Source organism: Priestia sp. SB1 (assembly GCF_038898415.1).
The window spans coordinates 45,635-66,810 of record NZ_JBBJSS010000001.1 but is presented as its reverse complement, the minus strand read 5'-3'; the positions used below and the strand labels follow the sequence as shown (position 1 = coordinate 66,810).

Annotated in this window: 18 protein-coding genes and 1 tRNA gene; 13 read left to right on the top strand and 6 right to left on the bottom strand. The window is 38.8% G+C overall.

Features of this window, described 5'->3' with window-relative positions; genetic code table 11:
• The first annotated feature begins 69 nt into the window (after window positions 1–69).
• Window positions 70–465 (top strand): hypothetical protein, encoded by a 396-nt coding sequence (locus WKH56_RS00335; RefSeq protein ID WP_048019938.1) that lies wholly within the window; start codon window positions 70–72, stop codon window positions 463–465.
• A 27-nt stretch (window positions 466–492) separates the two neighbouring features.
• Here the strand turns inward: WKH56_RS00335 and WKH56_RS00330 are convergent, their stop codons facing one another.
• Both WKH56_RS00330 and WKH56_RS00325 read right to left on the bottom strand, forming a co-directional pair.
• Entirely contained in the window at window positions 493–1,845 is a 1,353-nt protein-coding gene (locus tag WKH56_RS00330; RefSeq protein ID WP_048019939.1) for a cation:dicarboxylate symporter family transporter, read from the bottom strand.
• 233 nt (window positions 1,846–2,078) lie between these two features.
• The gene (locus WKH56_RS00325) at window positions 2,079–2,843 is read right to left on the bottom strand and encodes a sulfite exporter TauE/SafE family protein (RefSeq protein WP_028415040.1); all 765 of its coding nucleotides are present in this window, start codon (window positions 2,841–2,843) and stop codon (window positions 2,079–2,081) included.
• Between the two features lie 271 nt (window positions 2,844–3,114).
• On the opposite strand from WKH56_RS00325, the gene WKH56_RS00320 reads away from it, so the two are divergent.
• From WKH56_RS00320 to WKH56_RS00295, 6 genes are all read left to right on the top strand, one after another.
• Window positions 3,115–4,389, top strand: a complete 1,275-nt coding sequence (locus WKH56_RS00320) for an ATP-binding protein (protein ID WP_048019940.1) — start codon at window positions 3,115–3,117, stop codon at window positions 4,387–4,389.
• A gap of 146 nt (window positions 4,390–4,535) precedes the next feature.
• On the top strand, window positions 4,536–5,552 hold the full coding sequence (locus WKH56_RS00315) for a LacI family DNA-binding transcriptional regulator (protein WP_048019941.1): 1,017 nt from the start codon (window positions 4,536–4,538) through the stop codon (window positions 5,550–5,552).
• Between the two features lie 87 nt (window positions 5,553–5,639).
• The gene (locus WKH56_RS00310) at window positions 5,640–7,760 is read left to right on the top strand and encodes an amylo-alpha-1,6-glucosidase (protein WP_063248323.1); all 2,121 of its coding nucleotides are present in this window, start codon (window positions 5,640–5,642) and stop codon (window positions 7,758–7,760) included.
• Between the two features lie 72 nt (window positions 7,761–7,832).
• Window positions 7,833–9,074 carry an ABC transporter substrate-binding protein gene (locus tag WKH56_RS00305; RefSeq protein ID WP_048019943.1) on the top strand — a complete coding sequence of 414 codons (1,242 nt, stop codon included), beginning with the start codon at window positions 7,833–7,835 and terminating at the stop codon, window positions 9,072–9,074.
• Window positions 9,075–9,097: 23 nt separating this feature from the next.
• A complete protein-coding gene (locus WKH56_RS00300; protein ID WP_048019944.1) occupies window positions 9,098–10,000 on the top strand; it encodes a carbohydrate ABC transporter permease in 903 nt (300 codons plus the stop codon).
• A 15-nt stretch (window positions 10,001–10,015) separates the two neighbouring features.
• Window positions 10,016–10,837, top strand: a complete 822-nt coding sequence (locus tag WKH56_RS00295; RefSeq protein WP_014458643.1) for a carbohydrate ABC transporter permease — start codon at window positions 10,016–10,018, stop codon at window positions 10,835–10,837.
• 113 nt (window positions 10,838–10,950) lie between these two features.
• Here the strand turns inward: WKH56_RS00295 and WKH56_RS00290 are convergent, their stop codons facing one another.
• The gene (locus tag WKH56_RS00290; RefSeq protein WP_063248322.1) at window positions 10,951–11,871 is read right to left on the bottom strand and encodes a TetR/AcrR family transcriptional regulator; all 921 of its coding nucleotides are present in this window, start codon (window positions 11,869–11,871) and stop codon (window positions 10,951–10,953) included.
• 265 nt (window positions 11,872–12,136) lie between these two features.
• Here WKH56_RS00290 and WKH56_RS00285 point away from each other — a divergent pair, with 265 nt between their 5' ends.
• On the top strand, window positions 12,137–13,660 hold the full coding sequence (locus WKH56_RS00285; protein ID WP_048019947.1) for a DHA2 family efflux MFS transporter permease subunit: 1,524 nt from the start codon (window positions 12,137–12,139) through the stop codon (window positions 13,658–13,660).
• Window positions 13,661–13,694: 34 nt separating this feature from the next.
• Here the strand turns inward: WKH56_RS00285 and WKH56_RS00280 are convergent, their stop codons facing one another.
• Window positions 13,695–14,747, bottom strand: coding sequence for an aromatic ring-hydroxylating oxygenase subunit alpha (locus WKH56_RS00280; protein ID WP_063248321.1), 1,053 nt, complete (start codon window positions 14,745–14,747; stop codon window positions 13,695–13,697).
• Window positions 14,748–14,957: 210 nt separating this feature from the next.
• Between WKH56_RS00280 and WKH56_RS00275 the strand changes: the two genes are divergently transcribed.
• From WKH56_RS00275 to WKH56_RS00255, 5 genes are all read left to right on the top strand, one after another.
• Window positions 14,958–15,030 (top strand) — tRNA-Thr (locus WKH56_RS00275).
• 265 nt (window positions 15,031–15,295) lie between these two features.
• The gene (locus WKH56_RS00270; RefSeq protein ID WP_028410979.1) at window positions 15,296–16,246 is read left to right on the top strand and encodes an ABC transporter ATP-binding protein; all 951 of its coding nucleotides are present in this window, start codon (window positions 15,296–15,298) and stop codon (window positions 16,244–16,246) included.
• Entirely contained in the window at window positions 16,246–17,769 is a 1,524-nt protein-coding gene (locus tag WKH56_RS00265; protein WP_048019949.1) for an ABC transporter permease/substrate-binding protein, read from the top strand. Before WKH56_RS00270 ends, WKH56_RS00265 begins: the two co-directional genes overlap by 1 nt.
• A 168-nt stretch (window positions 17,770–17,937) precedes the next feature.
• Window positions 17,938–18,684 (top strand): YwaF family protein, encoded by a 747-nt coding sequence (locus WKH56_RS00260; RefSeq protein ID WP_310884058.1) that lies wholly within the window; start codon window positions 17,938–17,940, stop codon window positions 18,682–18,684.
• A gap of 140 nt (window positions 18,685–18,824) precedes the next feature.
• Window positions 18,825–19,343 (top strand): NAD(P)H-dependent oxidoreductase, encoded by a 519-nt coding sequence (locus tag WKH56_RS00255; RefSeq protein WP_033579910.1) that lies wholly within the window; start codon window positions 18,825–18,827, stop codon window positions 19,341–19,343.
• Between the two features lie 27 nt (window positions 19,344–19,370).
• Here WKH56_RS00255 and WKH56_RS00250 read toward each other — a convergent pair whose 3' ends face one another.
• Window positions 19,371–19,736 carry a hypothetical protein gene (locus WKH56_RS00250; protein ID WP_028415028.1) on the bottom strand — a complete coding sequence of 122 codons (366 nt, stop codon included), beginning with the start codon at window positions 19,734–19,736 and terminating at the stop codon, window positions 19,371–19,373.
• 225 nt (window positions 19,737–19,961) lie between these two features.
• Window positions 19,962–20,693, bottom strand: a complete 732-nt coding sequence (locus tag WKH56_RS00245) for an LCP family protein (protein WP_371129326.1) — start codon at window positions 20,691–20,693, stop codon at window positions 19,962–19,964.
• Window positions 20,694–21,176 lie beyond the last annotated feature (483 nt).

Sequence of the window (21,176 nt, the reverse complement as noted above, 5' to 3'; positions counted from 1 at the left end):
GATACAAGCCGTCATACTGTAGCAATTATTCGCATATTTATAATCTATATCTCTAAATGAGGTGAGAGAATGAAAAGAATGCGAGCATTTGCTATCATGACGTTTTTAGTAGTAGGTTCAGGATATGCAGTTTTTATTAAAAAAGAAGAAGTTTCCAAGACTCAGCAAGCACAAGTGTACGAAGAAGCAAAGCCTGTTATTAAACAAATGGACAAACTGGATATTTGGCATAAAATCAGCAGCGGTTTAACTGAAGCGGGCTATGAATCAAGGGGTGTGAATTCTTCCCTTTATTCAAAAGACAGAGTAGAGCTGGATGTGTATATGGAGCCTTCCGTTTCAGCTGATGCCAAAACGCAAGAAACGATTAAACAAATGGTATATAAAATACTGGAAGAAAATAAATTTCAGCAAAAGGCCTTTCATGTAACAATTAAATTCCTGCCCGAAAAACAAGCAAAATAGACTTGTCTCGGCCAGGAATTTTTTTTATTAAAATGCTTTTTCATTGGCTGCTGGAATACTCTCAGGGAGAGGAATTTCAGCATTTTTGGGCTGATACGTAATTTTTCCGTCCAGCACATCATTGGCTTTTTGTAGGTCCAATAAATTTTCCCATCGTGCGATAATAAAAGCAGCTACCGCATAACCAATAATATTAACTGTGGTCCGGTAATTACCCATAAAGCGATCAGGAGCAAGCATCAGAGCAACGGCAGCTACCGGAATGGATCCAGTTGCTGCTGCGGTAGCAGAAAGAGCAACAAAAGCTGATCCTGGAATGCCAGCCATTCCTTTAGACGTAAGAAGAAGAACACCAAGCATTAAAAGCTGATCAGTGAGGCTCAAGTCCACGCCCGTTGCTTGTGCTAAAAAGACGAGAGCAAGAGACAGGTAGATAGAAGCACCGTCTAGATTAAACGAATAGCCCGTAGGCACAACAAGGCCAACGACTGCTTTGTTGCATCCTGCTTGTTCAAATTTATCCATGAGCTGCGGCATAACGGCTTCAGTAGAACCCGTAGCAAATGCCAGCATAATTTCTTCTCGTATATATAGAATAACTTTCCACAAGCTTAATTTTAAATAGGTTCGTAAAATAACAGCTAAAACAAGAACAAATGCTAGACAAGCAATTGTCATAGCGATAAATAGCTTTCCAAATGCAGCAAGTGTTCCAAGACCGTACTGACTAACCGCAAATGCCATGGCGCTAAACGTGGCAAGAGCCGTTAACTTCATGATGTATCCCATAATTTTAAATAACACATCATTTACTTTTTCTAATACGTGTAGAAGGGTCTCCGCTGTTTTTCCACCTATATGGACAAGAGCGATTCCGAACAAACACGAAATTAAAAGCACTTGAAGCATGGAGTTGTTTGAAAAAGCACCAACTGCACTGTCTGGAATCATATTAAGAAAAAAATCACCTTCGCTCGGAAGTTCGGAGCCGTTTGTCTTCGCGTCCACTTCAGTTGTGCTTAAGCTTGAAGGATCAACATTCATACCGGCGCCGGGGTTCATTACGTTTGCTACTAATAGACCGATAAGTAGAGCGAATGTTGTGACAATTTCGAAGTAAAGAATGGTTTTTCCACCGATACGCCCAACTGTTTTAATGTTTCCAACCTTGGCAATTCCGACAACGACTACCCCAAAGATAAGAGGAGCAATCAGCATTTTGATGAGCTTAATAAAACCGTCTCCAATCGGTTTCACAGCATTTCCAAAGCTTGGCCATAGATATCCTACGGCTACGCCAAGTACAATTGCCATCATAATTTGAAAGAAAAGACCTTTATAAAAAGGTTTTTTCTTACTTTTTGCCGCTGTTTGTGTCATGTGTTCTCCCTTCGTCGTACAATTTTTTTGATGTTACAATAGATGTTATGTTTTTTTACATTTTAACGTAAGGTTGTTTGAGGTGTCATTGGTCTCTTTGACTAAAATTCAATAAAGATATTAGTTGAAGTGTATAAGAAGGGAAGAGGGTGGTTTAAAACATTATTATTTTTAATGTAGATCTTTAAAAAAACTAATAAAAAGCACATGCAAAGGCATGTGCTTTTTATTTATTAAATTAGTTTAATTCCGCTAATTAAAATGATGGTCGCCATAATGGCTTGAAGCGGTCTTGAAGGCACTTTCGTTGATAAACGGCTTCCGAGTAACACACCCGGAATAGATCCAGTTAATAGGTTAGCAGTCAACATATAATCAACGCTTCCAAAGCTTGCATTTAAAATACCAGCCACCGTAACGAGAAGAAACGCATGTGCAATATCAGTACCAACCAGCTCAGATGTTTTTAACTTAAATAAGTACAGCATTGCAATGGCAAATAATGAGCCAGAACCAATCGATGTTAGTCCGACAATGAACCCAAAGACTACGCCAATTCCGATTGTTAATCCTTTTTTCTGATTTAAGTCCATTTCCTGAAACCGATTTGGGCGAATTAATTTATCAAAAAAGACGCGAAAGATAATTGAGATGGCAACCAGCGTCATGACGTACCCGAGAGCGTGCTTAATAATCGTTTCTTGATGCTCGTGAAAAGATGGGAATGCATGAAGTGTGACAATAGCCAGCACAGCGCTCGGAATACTTCCGAAAGCTAAATATTTTGCTAATTTAAAGTTAATGGTTCGCTGTTTGTAGTGCTGAGCGACTCCGAATAATTTTGTGATAGAATTGTAGACAAGATCTGTTCCTACGGCAATGGAAGGGTTAATGCCGAGTACAATCAGTAAAGGTGTTAATAAAGCGGCACCTCCAACCCCCGTTAAGCCTACAAGGGTTCCAACGAATAATCCCATTAAGGTAATTGATAGTTCCATATTTTGTCCTCCTACTCTCAAAACCAAGTACATTGATCTGATTATAGAGCATTGTAACTCATATGTAAATAAAATTCTGAATATTTTTAGTGAAGTTGAAAAGGTTTTCTTAGTCTTCACTATTTTAGGGAACGGACGATAAAGTCATAGGAAGTTATAAAAAAGTAAATAGAATACGTTTATTTATCTATGATTACGCTCTAATTTGTGTTACAAATGTAAATGCAATAAAAGAGTTTATTTTTATCTCATTTGAAAGACCGGTGAATGCATGAGTTTTGTTACGAAAGATTTGTTAATTAATTTTTTATTTATTTTATTGGCGCTGTTTTTAGTGCAGATGTTTTATTTGATCAAGTATGCTAAAAAAGTTCATTGGTGGAAAGATCACTATATCGCGGTATTTCCGATTTTAGCTATTACCTTTTGCCTTTTGTTTCCGGTTAACGGAGCTTATGTCCCGGATGACTATCGAATGGATTTACGAAGAATTCCTTATATTTTAGGAACGTTATATGGAGGCTGGCCGCTAGGAAGCTTGCTTTTTGTCTTTATTTTACTGCTGCGCTTGCTAATTGGCGGGTACGATGTAGGGTTTTTATCAACATTAATTGCTCTTCCGATTTTATCCATTCCTTTATTTTTCATAACAAAATACTTTTTACATTTCTCATTAAAAAATAGAATTATCGTGAGCACCTGTCTTAGTGTAATTGGTTCTTTATTAGCTATGCTTGTATCTATTTTCATCTTACACGTAACAAGCATTCCTATTAGCGTGTGGGTTCAGTTCGCTGTTTTAGATGTGGCAGGCATGTTTGTGATTACCATACTGTGGGAAGCGATACGGGCAAATTTATTAGTGCTGCAGCGCCTAATGAAAGCAGAAAAGCTAGAAATTGTCAGTCATTTAGCCGCCAGCATCTCTCATGAGGTGCGAAATCCTCTAACTGCAAGCAGAGGATTTATGCAAATGCTGCAAGAAGATGAAAAAGAACCTGCTAAAAAACGCTACATTTCGATTGCTATTAATGAACTAGACCGCGCAAAAGAAATCATTGATGATTACTTGCTATTTGCCAATTCCGCTCCAGAACGAAATGAAAAAATGAATATGTCAGAAGAAATTCATCACGTCACCCATATTATGACGCCTCTTGCCAATATGAACGGAGTCGCGATTGATTTTACATTCGATGAAGAAGTGAAGTTCTTCGTAATGGGAGAAAGAAGAAAGCTTCAGCAGTGTCTAATCAACTTATTTAAAAATAGTATTGAAGCCATGCAAAACGGAGGCACGTTAACTATTAAAGTAGGAAAAGAAGGTGGAGTTGTGATCGTTGATATTATGGATACAGGCTGCGGTATGACGCAAGAACAAATCAACCGGTTAGGCGAACCGTATTTTACAACAAAAGAAAAAGGTACGGGGCTTGGAACGATGGTATCTTTCAGTATTATTCATTATATGAAGGGAAAAGTAAGTGTGTCTAGCGTAAAAGGAAAAGAAACGTGCTTTTCACTTCAATTTCCCCTTTGTGAGTAAAGAGCAGCTTTAGGGCTGCTCTTTTTATATGCAAAAATTTTAAAAATAGATAAAAGTAAACTGATTATTAAAAAAGTATTGAATTTAAGAAATGAAAGCGTTACAATCTATTTAAAGTTATCCGAAACGTTTTGGAGGAATTTTGATTGACAACGATTAAAGATATAGCGCGAGTTGCCGGCGTATCTGTAACAACGGTGTCTCGGGCTTTAAATGGTTATTCAGATGTAAATGAAAAAACAAGGCAAAAGATTGCAGCCGTAGCAAGAGAGCTGGACTATAGCCCCAATACGTTAGCTCGAGGATTGGTTATGCAAAAGTCAAAGACAATTGGACTACTAGTTTCAGGCATCAGCAGAGAGAGCGTAAAAGATAATTTCACGTTTGAAGTATTGTGCGGTGTAAATGAGCGTGCATCTACTTTGGGGTATGACTTGATTTTATTTAATACAAACACGATGATGCAGCGAGAAAAAACGTATACTCAGCTTTGTCGAGAGCGAAGAGTGGACGGGGCAATTATTCAGGGCATCAAAAAAGAAGATCCTTATTTAAAAGAAGTAGTAGAAAGCGATATTCCTTGTGTTTTAGTTGATATTCCCGTCCATTCTAGTTCAGTAGGCTATGTCACCACCGATAATGCTTTGGGAGCTAAAAAAGCGGTTGAACATTTAGCGAGTCTTGGCCATCAGAATATTGGGATGATTAACGGACATGAAGACGCATTTGTCAGCCAAGAACGTCTCAATGGATACAGACAAGCCCTCAAAGAATGCGGTTTGTCGTTTCGGTCTGAATGGGTTGTAAGCGGAAAGTTTGAAGAAAAGAAAGCAGAGAAAGCTGCCAGTGAGCTTTTAAATAAGTATAAAGAGCTCACCGCTATTTTTTGTGCAAGTGATTTAATGGCACTGGGAGCATTAAAAGCATGCAAAGAACTTGGCCTTGATGTACCAAAAGACGTTTCGATTGTCGGATATGATAATATTGTTCTTGCTTCTTACTCGTCTCCAAATTTGACGACTGTAGGGCAGGAAGTATATCAGATTGGCTATGAAGCTGCAGATTTACTAATTGAGATGCTAGAAGGGAAAGAAACAAATATGAAGCGTTATCTTGATACACAGCTGATTATTCGAGAATCAACAGCTAAAAACCACGGCTAGTGGTTTTTATATAATGTAAAAACCGAAACGTTTCGGTTTTGTGCTTCGTTTTTCCAAAACGTTTCGGTAAAATTTAGGGGGATGGAAATGGATTACCGTGTGATTAAAGAAAATGACTTATTTTTACTAACAGATCAAGCAGGAAATATCACTGAAAACCATCAGTATGGTTTAGGGCTATATATGAAAGATACGCGTTTTTTGAGCAAATTTCATTTGAAAATTAACGGTACAGATCCTGTGTTATTGTCCTCAAGTGCCGACGAAAACCTGTTAGCCACAATTCTTCTTACTAATCCGCATATGGAAAAAGAAGGAGAACTATCGCTGTGGCGAGAGTCTGTAGAAATAGAAAGAAAACGCTTTATATATGAGGGTGTTTTCTATGAAAAAATAAAATTGAAAAGTTATTTTCCTAAAAAAATTGCTTTTACATTAAGTATCCAAGCAGATGTCGATTTTAACGATATGTTTATCGTAAGAGGTTTTCAAACTGGAAATGTCGGAAAAAGAACAGGGCAAATAAAAGGGGAAAGCAGTTTAATATATACATACGAAGGATCAGATGATATCAAGCGTTCGACATGGATTTCTTGGGATAAAAAAGCCTCACACGTGTATGAACAAGGAGAGGTTATGTTTTCTTTCGAACTGAACCATCAGGAAGAAGAAGAAATTACATTAATGGTTCAGCCGCAAATGGGCGAAGACATCAATGAAAATATTTTATCAGCTGGTGAAGCATTTAGTTTACTAACGCAGTCATATAAAAAGTGGGAAAAATCTTCTACAAAAGTGACAACCGATCATCCGACAATGCAGCGCCTTATTACAAGAGGACTTAACGACCTGCGCGTACTGCTAACGGATGTAGGATTCGGTGCTTTTCCTGTAGCTGGATTGCCTTGGTTTGGTGTGCCATTTGGAAGGGATAGTCTAATTGCAGCGCTTCAAATGCTGGCTTTTAATCCGGAAGTAGCAAAAGGAACGCTACGTACTATGGCAGCATATCAAGGAACGGCAAATGATCCATGGCGTGATGAACAGCCGGGTAAAATTATGCATGAAATACGTTACGGAGAACTAGCCAACACAAATCAAATACCTTTTACTCCATATTACGGAACAGTTGACGCGACACCATTATTTTTAATTTTGTTAACGGAATATGTGAAGTGGACGGGAGACTTCGAGTTTGTAAAAGAAATGCAAATGACTGTCGATGGAGCTTTGACATGGATCAATGAATATGGAGATCGAGACGGTGATTTATTTCTTGAATACCATCAAGAATCAAGTAAAGGAATTGCTAACCAAGGATGGAAAGACTCAGGGGATTCTGTTGTCCATCGCAGCGGTGAATATGCAAAAACTCCTATTGCTTTAGTGGAAGTACAAGGCTACGTATATCAAGCGAAAATGGGTATTGCTTCTTTGTATGATCAGTTAAACAAAACAAATGAAGCAAATAGTTTACGTGAAGAAGCTGAGCTGCTGCGTAAAAAGTTCAATGAAGCCTTTTGGATGGAAGACGTGTCATTCTATGCCATTGCACTTGATGAACATAAACATCAAGTAGGAACGATTACGTCAAATCCAGGTCATGTACTTTTAGCCGAGATGATGGATGAGGAGAAGCTGAACAAAGTAGCGGAAAGGCTAGTATCAGAATCTATGTTTTCGGGATATGGAATTCGTACAATGGCAGAAGGAGAAGCGGGTTATAATCCAATGAGTTATCATGACGGGAGCATTTGGCCGCACGATAATAGTTTAATTGTTCTCGGTTTGAGTAAAGCGAACAAGCAAACAGAAGTCAATAAAGTGATAAAAGGGCTGGTTGATGCAGCTGAGCATTTTGAATACGACCGCCTTCCAGAGTTATTCTGCGGCTATTCAAGTAACCTTGGCAAGCCTGTCAAATATCCCGTTGCCTGCTCACCTCAAGCTTGGGCAGCCGGAACGCCTTTAGCTTTCGTACAGGCGATGCTAAGACTGTTTCCTGATAGTACAGCAGGTACTATACAGATAAATCCTTTGTTCATAGACGATATGAATGAAATCTCTGTAGAAAACCTTGTGATTGGCAGTGGGAAACTTTCATTAACGGTTAAAAAAGAAGAAAGCGAAACTATTATTTACGTGAAAGAAAATACGACAAAATACGAGCTTCTATCTCAATGTAAGGTAAGAAATTATGTAGGTTAATGTTACTTCGACCGCGGCTTATTAAGCGTCAATTAATAAGCCGCAGGTCAATGAAATGAAAGGAGACAGCTAATGAAGAAGTGGATACTCGCTTTAAGTTTGGTTCTGGCAGTGGCTGGAGCAGCTTTAACTGGATGTTCAAATGTACAAGAAGTTTCCGGGGAAAATGGTCAAGTCGAAATTGTATTAGCCGGCTGGGGAGGCAACCCAACAGAGACGAAGCTGCTTAATCAAACTATTCAAGACTTTGAAAAACTCCATCCATCAATTCATGTGAAGCATGAAGTAATCACTGATCAATACATGGATATTCTAAAAACGCGTTTAATAGGTGGAAATGGTCCAGATGTTTTTTATCTTGATGCACTTGAAGCGCCGGGTCTTATTAATACAGGGGTTTTAGAACCTTTAAATTCTTATGTAAAATCTGATTTTGATGTTCAGGATTTTGAGAAACCATTATTGAAAGCGTTTCAAAAAAATGGAGAGACTTATGGTTTTCCAAAAGATTACTCCACATTAGGCTTATTTTACAACAAAAAGCTATTTAAAGAAGCAGGAGTAGAAGTACCAAAAACATGGGATGAGTTTAAAGAAGTTTCAAAAGTATTTAAAAAGAAAGGGATTCAAGCGTTTGGTGTTACGCCGGAATTAGCGCGTATCTTCTACATGGCGCAGGCAAACGGAGGAGACATTGTAAAGAGCAATAAGGCAAACTTTGCTACGAAAGAAGTCGTGGATTCTCTTCAGCCGCTCATCGATCAGCATTTAAAAGATAAAACGTCTGTACAGCCCTCTGATGTAGGCGCAAATTCAGGTACGGACATGTTTGCACAACAAAAAGTAGCTATGGTGATTGAAGGGAATTGGATGATTCCATTTTTACAGGAGTCCTTCCCAAAACTTGATTACGGTACAGCGGAAGTTCCGACAATAAACGGTCATAAAAATACGATGGCATTTACGGTCGCGTATGTAATGAATGCTGACTCAAAAAAGAAAAAAGCATCTTGGGAGCTCATTCAGTACTTAACCGGGAAAGAAGGAATGGAAACTTGGACAAGCAAGGGTTATGCATTGCCAACAAGAAAATCCGTAGCGGATAAGCTTGGTTTTGCTGAAGACGAAAAACGAGGTCCATTAGTAAAAGGAGCTGCTTATGCAACTGTCTGGCAAGATGGTCCGTATTTGCCTATTATCATGAATAACTTTAATAACCAGTTTTTAAGCGCCTTTTTGGGACAAAGTGATTTAGAGACAGCTTTGAAAAAAGCACAAAAGCAGGCAAATCAAGAGATTAGTATTTACGAATAAGGCTCGGCGGGGGAGTGGAGGAAATGAAAAACGGAAAAATACGAACGTACAAACCTCGTGATGTAGGGCAAGGATATGCTTTTATGACGCCTACACTGTTTGTACTATTGCTGTTTGTTATTGCACCTATTTTTTATGCCATCTTTTTGTCTTTACATAAAGTTCAATTGCTGGGAGGAACTGAGTTCCATTTTCGAGGGCTTGAGAACTACATGAAGGTTCTTGAAGATGAGAAAGCTAAAATTGCTCTTTGGAATACGGTGAAGTATGTAGTAATTGTTGTACCGGTACAAACCGCATTGGCACTTATACTGGCTGCCACATTAAATGCAGGGCTAAAAGCAGAAAAAGTTTTTCGCATTATTTATTTTTTACCTACACTTACATCATCGGCTGTATTAACGCTTATTTTTATGTGGATGTACAATCAAAATGGAATTGTGAACGAGTTTTTAAAGTTTGTTGGTCTTCCAACTTACAATTGGCTTGGAGATCCTCAGGTCGCTTTGATTGCCATTATGATTATGAACATCTGGGCAACAGCTCCATTTTTTATGGTTATTTATTTGGCAGCTTTGCAAGACGTACCAGATTCGCTTTATGAAGCAGCTCAGTTAGATGGGGCTAATGTATTTCAACGATTTTGGCATATTACAGTTCCGAATCTGCGACCGGTTACATCATTCGTAGTGATCATGGGACTGATTGGTACGTTTCAGTTATTTGATCAATCGTTTATTTTCTCAGGAGGTTCAGGAGGTCCTAATAACTCGACTCTGACTGTTGTTCTGCTTATTTATCAATATGCATTTAAAAATTTAGGTACTATGGGGTATGCTGCAGCACTAGCCTTTATGCTGGCGCTCGTGATTTTGGTGGCAACGGTTATTCAGAGAAAGTTTTCAAAAGAAGAAAGTATGTACTAAGGGGGGGAGAAAAAGATGAAGAAAAAAACAGGAGTCCTCATTTTATATACGATTTTAAGCATATACGCGCTGATTACTCTGATTCCATTTATTTGGGCGCTGTCCGCTTCTTTTAAAACGCTAGAAGAAATTGTGTCAGGTACGGTGAACTTTATTCCGAAACACTTTACGCTAGACAACTATAAACAAATTTTTGTGGAACAAAAGCTGTTCCCTCGCTGGATGTTTAATAGCTTATTTATTGCCGTAGTAGGAACAGCTCTGAATTTGCTATTTAACTCAATGGCTGGTTATGCCCTTGCACGCCTCAGTTTCCCGGGAAAGAAAAGTTTATTTATTATTATTTTAGCGGTGCTTATGATTCCTGGACAAGTAACGATGATTCCTAATTTTTTAATTTTAAAAGAGTTAGGCTGGTTAAATACCTATCAGGGAATGATTGTACCGGGAATGGTAAATGCGACTTTTATATTTATGATGCGTCAATTTTTTATTAATTTCCCAAAAGAGCTTGAAGAAGCAGCGGAGTTGGATGGGTTATCGAAGTTTGGAACATTCTTCAAAATAGTCCTTCCACTTGCAAAACCTGCCTTAGCAGCACAAACGATTTTTGTATTTATGGGGTTTTGGAATGATTTTATGAAGCCTTTAATTGTGATGTCTGATGAAAATATGTTCACGTTGACTTTAGGCCTTAACACATTTAAAGGTCAGTATATCAGTTATTGGAACTATATTATGGCAGCTTCCATGGTTTTTACACTTCCAATTTTGCTCATTTATGCGTTTTTTAACAAATATTTCATTAAAGGAATTTCGTTTACTGGAGGAAAATAAAAAAGAGGCTGGGATAAAAGTATTTTAGTTGGAATTACAAAAAAACGAACGATTAATTAAAAAATCATAATCGTTCGTTTTTTGTTGTCATGGTGAGCGTTAATTTCATATGTTTAGTTGCTTCTAGCTGTTGATTGAAGTTCACTCACATACTGATCAATCATCGTTTGCAGTTCCTCTAGGTTCGTTTTACTGTTGTTAACAGGCAGCTGCTTTAATGAATGAAGGGCACTATCCACAACAAACTTGCGGGGAGTCGACTGTTTAAACAGCTCTTCTTCAATAAAACTAATAAGCTCTGTACATTTTTGACGTTCAAATTCATCCGTAAATTGTTTGTGAACCTGCTTTTTTAAATCGATAAGTGCTGCGGAAATGTCCTGTTCTATTTGATTTTTAGTATTTGGGCAAGATGGAAGCCATTCTTTAATCGTTTGCGGATCGAGCAAAATGTCTCCTGAATTTGCTACTTCGTCTACAAGAGGAAGCAGACGCTTAACGCTGTAAGTTATAATCTCATGGGGATCAGTCTTTGTACCATTGACCATAAAGTTATAGTGAAAGTTGCGGTGAAGCATGCCAAGAAACATAATTGCACAATCTAGCAGGTAAGGTTTCTTTTCTTGACCAAATAAATCAATGAACCGTTTGTAGAACCAGTTTACTTCAATAAACTGGGTTTTTTTTATGTATGCTTTTAAATCAGGGTCATTGGAAACAAATACTTCTTCAAGTAATGTAAAAAATTTGTGTTTGTGATGGTTTTTCATCTGTGCATCGATCTGTTTAATAAATACATCTACATCGGTCAGACTTTTACCAACCAGCAGCTGATTCCGCTCTTGTTCAATGGTCGTATGAAGCCATGTAAAAACAGCGATTAATAATTCATTTTTTGAAGAAAAATAGTTGTAGAATGTTCCTTTTGAAATGCCGCTATAATCAATGATGTCTTGAATAGACGTAGCTTGAAATCCTTTTTCAACGAAGAGATGGTGTGCATTTTTTACAACTTGCTGTTTTCGGTTATTCATTATTATCACCTAAATATAAAATTAGACTCATGGTCCAACTTTATGATACATGATTTAAAGCGTTTACACAAATGTTCTTTTCAGAAAACTGAACGATATCACGACAATATATTGGTATAAAAGGAGTATAGGACTAAAAAAGTTGAGAAAATAAAGAACGTGAACGTAAGATTTTTCACTTGCATAAATTGAACTCACAGTATAATATACTCTATGTAGAACACGTGTCTAAAAAAATGAACCTAAAGTATAAGGAGGTACAATAATGAGTCGATCGATAAATCAAATGGAAAAGCCGCCTTATGGCATAATTGCTATTTTGTTAATTGGCGCTTTTATCTCATTATTGAATGAAACGTTATTAAATGTGGCGCTGCCGTCTATTATGAAAGACTTAGATGTGACAACGTCAACTGTCCAGTGGCTTTCTACTGGTTATATGTTAGTGAATGGTATTATGATTCCAACTACCGCTTTTTTAATTCAGCGCTATTCTGTCAGAGGCTTATTTTTAACGGCGATGACTTTATTTACAGCAGGAACAATACTTGCAGGTGCTTCGCCCGTATTTTCTGTGTTGTTAACCGCTCGTATTATTCAAGCGTCAGGCGCAGCTATTATGATGCCGCTTTTAATGAACGTATTGCTCACAAGTTTTCCATTAGAAAAACGCGGAGCTGCGATGGGGATTTTCGGTTTAGTTATGATTTTTGCTCCGGCAATTGGTCCTACATTATCAGGATGGCTAATTGAACACTATGAGTGGAGAATGCTGTTCCACCTTGTTACGCCAATCGCAGCCATTGTATTAATAGGCGCTTTCTTCCTATTAAAAGACAAAAAAGAAAAAGTGGAAATCAATTTGGATTTTTTATCCCTTTTGCTATCTACAATTGGATTTGGCGGACTTCTATACGGGTTTAGCTCAGCAGGGGATAAAGGCTGGGATTCTGTGGAAGTATATGGTACCATTATCGTAGGAGCTGTGGCTCTGATTTTATTTATTACACGTCAGTTCAAGCTTAAAACACCGATGCTTGAATTCCGCATTTTTAAATATCCAATGTTTGCTTTATCATCAACGATTTCGATGGTGATCACAATGGCATTATTCTCAGCCATGCTGCTAATGCCAATTTATGTTCAAACGGTACGAGGCATCTCTCCGCTTCATTCAGGATTACTAATGCTTCCAGGTGCGCTGCTAATGGGTGTAATGTCACCGATTACCGGAAAATTATTTGATAAATTCGGAGCGCGTGCATTGGCTGTAACGGGTCTAACGATTACAGCCGTTACGACGTATTTCTTCAGTAACTTAGAGCTTGATACGACGTATACAACGCTCATTACGCTTTACACGCTTCGCATGTTCGGAATGTCTATGGTGATGATGCCGGTTATGACAAACGGATTAAATCAGCTGCCGCAGCGCTTTAATCCGCATGGTACTGCCATGAACAATACGCTTCAACAAGTATCGGGAGCTATTGGTTCGGCTCTTTTAGTAACGGTGATGTCAAACCGTACAGCTACTCATGCAAAAGAGCTCGCTCAAGATGCAATGAGCGGAGCAGGAGCAGCTAATGCAACCGCAGCCGGGGCAGCTCAAATGAAAGAGCAGATTGGGATGCAGGCAATGGTACAAGGGATTAACGATGCGTTTGCTATCTCTGTAGTCCTAGTGGTGGTTGCCTTAATTCTTTCATTGTTTATGAAACGAGCAACGCCGGCAAGTGAAGATGAAATGATAAAGGAAAAAGCAGGACGCGAGCAGTTTGCTAAATAAAAAAGAAATCCCCGCTGAGACAGCGGGGATTTTTTCAGCTTGTATATCTAAAGCTTAAGCCCATTTTCTTTAATAATTTCCGGTAGCCGATAGACGTTTGATCAGCCATAATATGCGCTTCCATCTGCAGGTCTAAAGGCAAGTCTTCAGGTTTTTGATTTTCAACCATTTCACGGTCTTCGTCAAAGACGCGAAGGTTAAAGTCATACACACCTTCAACGGGAGAATCTTTGTCAAAGTTTCGAGCGATTGGCGCGAATAAACGTGTTTCGCGGGCTGAAATAGGAGAGACTGCATTCATAATCCACAGCTCTGCGCCTTCTGGGAAGTATACTTTTAGCGTAGCTGTAAACGGCGGATAAACATCAAAGACGCGAAGCCATTTAAAATCAGGTGGATTTAAATGCTGCTGTTCTTTGGAATAATTGCTCACGGTGCTCGTATATTCTACATGAAGCCCATAGTCTGTATCGCTTACTTTATATTTAGGCACAAAGGCGTTGTTTCGATCACCAAATGTGTCCGTGTGAACCCAAGCAAAATGAGCTACGTCTAAAAAGCCTTCCATTTGACGACCGGCTGAACCCATGATATCAAAGCTCGGACAAACAATTTGCTGAAAATCAGGGTCTTCCCACGCATCGAAGTAAGGCAGGTTATCTTGTTCTCCTGTCAGGGAAGTCCAAACTAATCCAAATCGTTCAATAACTGGATAGACGGCCATACAGAGGCGGGGAGAAATGTTGGCGTCAGGGTGAGCTGGAATCGACGTGCATGCGCCGTCCGTTGCGTAGCGGAAGCCGTGGTAAGGACAGACAATTTCATCATCTTCCACCCAGCCCATGCTAAGCGGGGTCCCTCGGTGAACGCATAAATCGCGTGCCGCTACAACTTTGTGTGTGGTGCGGTATAGAACTAGATTTACATCTAGCAGTTTTACAGACGTTGGTTTCTCAGTTACATCACTGCAGCGTGCGACGGGGTACCAATACTTAGCGAGCGTCGTCCAATCTTCCAGGCTGAACGTGCAGTCTCTTGGGTAGGGAGTTGCCGTTTTTGATTTGGTCATGGTTGGTTGTTGTTCCATCTATTTTCTTCCTTTCTTTTGTAAGCTCTTTTACTAAGGGTAATATAAAAAAAGAAAATTCACACAATTTATGTGAGAAGTTCTAACATAAAATATGGAACTTTGTAGAAAGTGCGAATTTCAGAAGACGCCAATTAGAGAATATACCAATAAAAAAATTTAAAAAAGCGCTTCCTAAATAAATTTAAACGTGATATAATTTTCCAAGACGCTGGTGTAGCTCAGTAGGTAGAGCACTTGCATGGTAAGCAAGAGGTCGCAGGTTCGATCCCTGTCGCTAGCATACTCAAAAACCTTCTTTCTTGTTGAAAGAAGGTTTTTTTATTTGAATTGGCTTTAAATTTATTCTCCGAATTATTCTTCCCCGCCTTGTGAAAACTTTAACAGTTTGATAGCCTTATTAGGAGGCTGTTAGAAAACATGTGTATCTTTTCCACTATGTCTTATGAATCATATTTAGAAATATTCTTAAAAGAATGTTTATTGCCTCTAAGTATTGGGTACACGAAACTAGGGGTTAAATTTCAACAGGGAGTGTGAACGATAATTTGATTACGTTTAAGAATGTGTCAAAGCAATATCCAGACGGTACGACCGCCGTGAAAAATATTAATCTAGAAATAAAAGAAGGAGAGTTTTTCGTTTTAATTGGTCCGAGTGGATGTGGGAAAACAACCACCTTAAAAATGATTAACCGTCTTCATGATATTACCGAAGGAGAACTATACATAAAAGATAAGCTCGTATCGGACCACAACATACATGAGCTACGCTGGAACATTGGTTATGTGCTACAGCAGATTGCTCTTTTTCCTCATATGACCATTGCTGAGAATATAGCCATTGTACCGGAGATGAAGCATTGGAAGAAAAACAAAATCAAAACGCGTATTGATGAACTGCTTACCTTGGTAGGACTAGACCCAAAGCAATATCGAAACCGAAAGCCGTCTGAGCTCTCAGGTGGCCAGCAGCAACGTGTAGGTGTAGCACGTGCCCTCGCAGCTGATCCCCCCGTTATTTTAATGGACGAACCCTTTAGCGCCCTCGATCCGTTAAGCCGCGAACAGCTTCAACAAGATGTTATTAGCTTAAAAGAAAAAATCAAAAAAACATTTGTGTTTGTTACGCATGATATGAGCGAAGCCATGACGCTTGGAGATCGTATCTGCCTGATGAAAGATGGGGAAATTGTTCAAGTTGGCACCCCGGAGGAATTCATTCAAAAGCCTAAAAATGAGTTTGTAAAAACATTTATTGGAAATCAAGGAAATACTTTATTTGAGACATTGGATATGTTTGTCAAAGAAAGTGAACAGCCAGACGTAGAACCTACTGAAGAGCTAGCTTCAACCGCCACTGTTCAGCAGGCAATGGACGCCCTTTACGACCATGAAGCAATAGCTGTGAAAAAAGGGAGCAAACGCATTGGCGTTGTAACGCGCAAAACTCTATTAGCGTTTCTTTCTGATAAAACGAAAGAAGGAGGAACGCTGTAATGAATGCACTAAGCACATTATTAGATCAACGAGGAGATGCCCTGTTTCAAGCTCTTCTTGAACACATTCAAATTTCAGTACTGGCTCTTGTGATCGCCGTATTAATTTCAGTGCCGCTTGGACTGTACTTAACGAGGCATGACCGCATTGCTGAACCGATCATTGGCGTAACAGCCGTACTGCAAACCATTCCCTCACTCGCTTTATTAGGATTACTGATTCCTCTTGTCGGAATTGGAACCTTTCCCGCGGTTATTGCACTGTTTTTATATTCGCTTCTTCCTATTGTACGAAATACATATACCGGAATTAAAGAAGTGGACCCATCTTTAATTGAAGCATCCAAAGCCATGGGGATGAACTCGTGGAGACGATTAATCAAAGTAGAACTTCCTCTAGCGCTTCCTGTCATTATGGCCGGAATTCGCACAGCGATGGTACTCATTATTGGTACAGCGACAATCGTGGCTCTTATCGGAGCAGGCGGACTCGGAAGCTTAATTTTGCTTGGTATTGACCGAAGCGATAATAGTTTGATTTTATTAGGAGCCGTTCCAGCAGCATTATTAGCGCTTATTTTTGATGGAATTCTGCGAACGATTGAACACTCTGCTAAAAAAGGGTCCAAAAAACGCTCGTTCATCATGATCATCGTATTAATACTTATTCTTGTTTCTCCGTTTGCAGCAATGAGCGCAACAAAACCAGACCTTGTTATCGGAGGGAAAATTGGCGCAGAACAAGATATTTTAATTAATATGTACAAAGAATTAATTGAAGATCAAACCGATATGAAAGTAAATCTTCGTTCGTCGCTTGGAAAAACAGTATTTGTATTTGAGGCTCTGCGTAACAAGGAAATTGATTTGTACCCTGAATATACGGGGACAGCCATTGTGACGCATCTAAAGGAACAGCCGGACAGCAAAGATGAAACACAGGTGTACAAGCAGGCAAAAGAAGGATTTCAAAAGAAATTCGGCCTTGTCTATTTAGATCCAATGAAGTTTAATAATACGTACACATTGACCGTTACAAAAGAATTTGCTAAAGAAAATAATCTAACGACCATTTCAGATTTGGCAAATGCAACAGATAAAGTAAAAGCAGGATTTACGCTTGAGTTTAAAGATCGTGAAGACGGCTACGTAGGCCTTCAAAAAGAATATGGCCTTACCTTCCCGAATATTAAGACGATGGAGCCGAAGCTTCGCTATCGCGCTGTAGAAAAAGGCGATATTAACATGCTTGATGCTTATGCAACGGATCCTGAAATCAAACAGTTTGGTTTAAAAGTCTTAAAAGACGACCAGCAGTTCTTCCCACCGTATCAAGGAGCGCCTGTGCTTCGTGAAGATACGCTAAAAGAGCACCCTGAACTGAAAAAAATCTTAAATCAACTGGGTGGTAAAATCAGTGACGACGAAATGCGTGAAATGAACTATCAAGTAAACGCAAAAGGAAAAACGGCTGAAGAAGTCGCTCATCAATTCTTAGTGAAAAAAGGATTAATTAAAAAATAAAAATGAAGACAAAAAGATCCGAACGATTTATCGTTCGGATCTTTTTTTAGGCGTGATTTCGTTATGTTTCAATCTCTTTTTAATGTGAGAGAAGCGTTAATGAAAATGAGGTCTTATGAACAAGCTAAAGGTACCAAATTTGTTTTCTGATGGAGAGGAGGCGCCGTTATGAATTCATTTTTTGCGTGTCATCCTGTACAACATTCTTTTCAGCTTTTTTCAGTTGAACACCTTGTAACTTTAGCCATTATCGTGATCATAGGAACAGTTATTTTTTTGTGTCGAAAGCAGCTGCGAAAAAAGAGGTTTGCGTTCGTTTTGCTTTCACTCGTTCTAATTGCTTCAGAAACGGCCTACCAGGCTTGGGAAATCGGATGTCATCAGTGGTCCGTTGAAACTTCTTTGCCTCTTCAGCTGAGTGATATAGTCGTGCTGCTGGCTGCTGTTATGCTGATAACCAAAAGCAGATTTCTTTTTTATTTTGTGTACTTCGCAGGAATCAGCAGCTCTGTTCAAGCGATGATTACCCCAGACCTTGGCGGCTATGCGTATGCCCAGTTTCGCTATGTGCAGTTCTATGTATCGCATGGTGGTGTGGTACTTGCTTGCTGTATGCTAATTGCTGCCTGCAGATATGAGCCGACGCTTCGTTCTTTATGGGTAAGCGTAGTATTTGTTAATCTGTACGGAGGTTTTATCTATGTCATGAATCGTTTACTCGGTGCGAATTATTTATACATGATGAAAAAGCCAGAGCACGCTTCCTTGCTAGATGTTCTTGGACCTGATCCTTGGTATTTAGTATGGATTGAAGGAATCATGATTCTTAGCTTTCTTGTCCTTTATCTTCCGTTTTGGGTACATAAAAAAATTAAAGGTGATAAAAGCAAAGTCAATTTTATTGAAGCAGAATGATAATACTGGTAATTTATAAGTGTAAACGAACTCGGATTTCCTGAAGGAAAAGGAAAGAATGAGTGAACAAGACGTGAGAGGCAAGCGTAAAAAATAGAAAAGAAAAAAGCAAGCACAGACATCAGAAGGAGAGTATCCAAATGAAAACACTGGTTATTTTAGCGCATCCAAATCTAGCATCTTCTCGTATTAATAAAGCGTGGGCAGAGCGAGTAAAAAAAGAGGAGGATGTGTACGTTCATGATTTATACGCAAACTATCCCGATTTCAAAATTGATGTAGAAAAAGAGCAGGAGTTAGCTGTTCAATTCGATCGTATTGTTTTTCAATTTCCATTTTACTGGTACAGCTCACCAGCACTCTTAAAAGAGTGGCAAGATGTTGTTTTAACATACGGATGGGCTTATGGAAGCAAAGGTACTAAACTTCAGGGAAAAGAGTTTGTCGTAGCTACTTCGACAGGAGGCCCTGCAGAAGCTTATCAAGAAGGGGGATACAACCGTTACCCAATGAATCATCTGCTTCTTCCTTTCCAAGCTATGGCAAATTTAACAGGTATGAAGTTCCAAACTCCATTTTTATTTCAAGGAGCAGGCGGTGACCTGAGTGACAAAGTTATTCAAGATAGCGCAGAAAGCTACGCTCAATTACTAAGATAATAAAAAAAGCCGCGTCAAAGCGGCTTTTTAATTTGCGTTTGTTCGTGAGAAAGAAGTAAGCAGCTTTTGAGGAGCAATATCTAATCCTTCAATCAGTAGTCCTGTCATAGCCGTTAGACTCCCGACTTCAAAAGATTCCCCAGCTCTCCAAAATGCTGATTCACCTTGTTTGATATAAATTTTCAGTCCGTTATCGCCAGCTACCCAGCCTTCCCCGTGAACGACTAAAAGAAGCTGTGGAATCGTAGCTTCTTGACGGGGGGTATAATCATTTTCTTGAAAAGATAAAAAGCTGATTTTGACATCTCCAGTATGAGAAAGCAATGGGTTTACTTTATAGGTAGAATGAAGAAAGGAACGCTCTTCTTCAGATTGAAAACCATATAATTTCATCATTTCATCTCCTTGACTAAAAAATATAAAAAAGAAGTCCTTCTCTTTTCATATACGCATACAGGAGAAAAAATAGAACTCCAAAGAAACAGCTGTTTTCTAGAAAACAACTCCATTTTATCTCCATTTTTTGTCGAAGCTGAAAATTTTTTGAAGGATAGGGAGGAAAAACAGAAGTTTTTTTGAATAGTATAAAAAAAGGTGTCCTCTAATGGACACCTTTTCCTAATTTAAAAATGACTGTAACGCTTGTTTGTTTTCTTCAAGGTCGATGCTTAAAACAGCACCAATACCGGATATTCGTTCATTTGAATAGGAACCTTCAACCGGTAAACGAAGAGATTTTAAATCTGGCTGATTTCCAACTAAAAAATCTTTTCCTATCACAATAAATGTTTTTGGCGGAATATTTGTATCCACATATGGATCAATGACACCCCATAGCTTAGGAGCTTTCGCCAGTGTCTTTACTTGAAGAGCTTCATCCATTAATTTACCAATCACTTCTTGTTGACGCTTCACACGCCCGAAATCACTTTGGCTATCATGGCGGAATCGCACGTATCCTAGTAATTTATCTCCGTGAAGAGTTTGTTTTCCAGGTTTTAGCGTCATGCCAATTCCTGACGACATTTCGTGTGGCACGGTAACCGTAATTCCCTCAGGGGCAATCGTATCGGCAACTTTAGAAAAACCTTTAAAATCAACAACGGCATAATAGTTTACATCTACGCCGAAATTTTCTTTAATTGTCTTACGCATTAATTCGGGCCCGCCAAATGCATAGGCTGAATTTAATTTGTTTTTGCCATGTCCAGGAATATCCACATATGAATCACGCATCAAAGAAACAATTTTAGGCTGATTGCTGTCTTTGTCATAATGAGCAATCATGATTGTATCGGCACGCGAATGTTCTTCACCGCGAGAGTCAATTCCGAGAAGCAGCACATTCATGCTATCTAAATTGGCACTTGCACCATTAAAATCAAACTGTCCATCTTTCCCAAAAGCTCCGTCTGCTTCTGCTAATCCTTGTTGGTATTGATAATACACATATGCACCAGCGGCGATTACAAGAATGAGAAAGAAAAGAAGTAGCTTTCTAAAGCGTTTCTTTTTTCTTTGCTTTTTTCTTTTATGTTGTTTACGTTCTGTACGTTCTTCCAAATGTCTCACCATCGCATTCAAAAATATTAATACTTTTTTGTCTAAAACCAATTATGCAAAAAATTATAAAACGACATAATAAAATTAACACTAAGGAATTAGATTAGCAAGTACGTTCACTAGTAAATCTGCGAAGACAGCTAAAATAAGAGAAGTGTACAAATAGAAGAAAGAGGAAATAAAGGTTATTTTTTTCGAGGATATTTGTTATAATCTATCATAGTTAGGGAAAAAGTTCTGTCTTTTAAGAAGGGTATAAGAGAAAAGTCT